Here is a 1548-nt window from a genome sequence, read left to right as displayed (position 1 = left end):
GGCCCTGGGCAACGGTCCTGGAGCTCGCCTGGAAGGAGTCCGCCTTCGTGGCCCTCGTCCTCACCGCCTCGCTCGGACGACGGTACGCCGACCTGCGCGAGGTCTCCGCCGTGCTCGGAGCAGCACCCCGAGCGCAGTGGCGACGTGTCCTGCTGCCCCTCTCCGCGCCCGCCCTGGCATCGTCCTCGCTCATCGTCTTCGTCTACTCACTCGGCACCTACGAGGTCGCCCGCCTGCTCGGCCGCGCGTACCCCGAGCCCTTGCCGGTGATGGCCTACCGGCTCTTCACCGACATCGACGTCACCGCTCGACCACAGGCCGCTGCCACAGCCGTGGTCGCCACCGGGCTCGCGCTCCTGGTGGCCGTCGTCGCTCTCCCGTTCGTACGACGACTCGGAGCCGACCGATGAGGCGGCCGACCGCTTCGGGATCGGGCACGACCGCGACGCGTCGCAGGGTGCTCCCGGCGCTTGTGGTGCTCTGGTTGGGGATCCCGTTGACTCCGCTGGTGCTGTGGGCGGGCGCCACACGCTGGTCCGGGACGGCTCGGCTGCCCCAAGACTTCGGTCTTCGCGGGTGGCGAGAGGCTGTCGATGCCGGCGTCATCTCGGCGTTGATCCACTCCGGTCTGCTCGGGACCGCGGTCGCGCTGATCGCGACGCCGCTGGGGGTGATGGCCGGTCGGGCGCTGGGGTGGCGGCTGCTGCGCCGACCCGCCCTGCCCTCGATCGTGCTGCTCGGTCCGGTGGTGCTGGCACCGTTCGCGGTCGCGATGGGTCTCGACGTCGTCATCCTCCGGCTGGGGATCCCCCAGGAAGTCGCTGTGGTGCTCGTCCTGAGTGTGTTCGCGCTGCCCTACACGACGTTCACCATGCGAGCCACCTACCTCGCCCTGGATCCCGCCCTCGAGGAGCAGGCCCGAGTCCTCGGCGCCAGCCCACGCCAAGCCCGACGCCGGGTCACGTTCCCGGCTGCCACCGCCGGGCTCGTGACCGCCACCGGACTCGCCTTCCTGGTCGGGTGGAGCGACTACGCGGTCACCCTGCTCATCGGTGGCGGACAGATCGTCACCGCTCCCATGCTGATCGGCTCCTCGGCAGCCGGATCCGGCAACGACGCCCTCACCTCGACCTTGGCCATCTCTGCCAGCCTTCCACCGATGGTGGCCCTGGCGGTCTTCACCTACGCGGCCTCACGCCGCAGAATGGCTGCCCGCTCATGACCGCCGCTCTGACCCTCTCCGGCATCAGTCACCGCCACCCCGGTTCCGCCCAGGCGACGCTCGCCGGGATCGACCTCGAGGTCCAAGACGGGCAGATGCTCGCTGTCCTCGGGCCCTCCGGATCCGGCAAGACCACTCTGCTCAAGGTCGCGGCCGGCCTGGAGAAGCCCGAGGCCGGGGACGTGCTGCTCGACGGCACCAGCGTCCTGGACGTCGCGCCGGAGCGGCGCGACCTCACCGTCATGTTCCAGAAGCCGCACCTCTTCCCCCACTTGAGCGTGCTCGACAACGTCGCCTTCGCGGATCGACTTCGTGGACGGAGTCGC

3 protein-coding genes are annotated in these 1548 nt (G+C 70.7%); all 3 read left to right on the top strand.

All coding sequences use genetic code 11. The features are described 5' to 3' along the window. Positions 1-410: ABC transporter permease subunit (locus tag ACYVDA_RS20705; protein WP_460820434.1), on the top strand; the 410-nt coding region annotated here is incomplete at its 5' end. Between the two features lie 203 nt (positions 411-613). Continuing rightward, positions 614-1222, top strand: a complete 609-nt coding sequence (locus tag ACYVDA_RS20700) for an ABC transporter permease (RefSeq protein ID WP_460820433.1) — start codon at positions 614-616, stop codon at positions 1220-1222. Next, on the top strand, positions 1219-1548 hold a 330-nt coding region (locus tag ACYVDA_RS20695; protein WP_460820432.1), incomplete at its 3' end, for an ATP-binding cassette domain-containing protein. The genes ACYVDA_RS20700 and ACYVDA_RS20695, both read left to right, overlap by 4 nt.

This window comes from Nocardioides korecus, assembly GCF_054778395.1.
The sequence above is the reverse complement of the archived record's forward strand: the minus strand, read 5'-3'. Positions and strand labels throughout refer to the sequence as shown.